The sequence below is a fragment of the Bowmanella yangjiangensis genome (assembly GCF_017255015.1).
Lineage (GTDB): Bacteria > Pseudomonadota > Gammaproteobacteria > Enterobacterales > Alteromonadaceae > Bowmanella > Bowmanella yangjiangensis.
In genome coordinates this window covers 1-329 of sequence record NZ_JAFKCS010000798.1, presented here as the reverse complement: position 1 = coordinate 329, position 329 = coordinate 1, and the positions used below count along the sequence as shown (strand labels likewise).

Genomic DNA, 329 nt, shown 5'->3' with positions numbered 1-329 from the left:
CTGGCGGTGAACATCATCGAATGCTGATGTTCGACCGCTAGACGCGAAAACGCCGCGAACCTTTACAAGTTCGCGGCGTTTTCGTTGCTGCCGGGGAAGCCCTCTCCCAGTATCGGAAGAGGGCCAGCGGCCGCTCAGCGCGGCTCGCTGCTCAGCCCCTTGATGATCGCCACACAGCCGACCAGCAGCACCACGGTGAACGGCAGGCCGGTCGATACCGCCATCGCCTGCAGGGCCACCAGGCCACCGCCAAGCAGCAGCGCGACGGCCAGGGCGCCTTCCATGATCACCCAGAACATCTTCTGCGAGACCGGTGCGTTGATCTTGCC

General features: G+C 64.1%; 1 protein-coding gene. It reads right to left on the bottom strand.

The genetic code is table 11. The features are described from left to right. Nucleotides 1–134: 134 nt before the first annotated feature. Nucleotides 135–329: BCCT family transporter (locus J0A65_RS26730; protein WP_206597196.1), on the bottom strand; the 195-nt coding region annotated here is incomplete at its 5' end.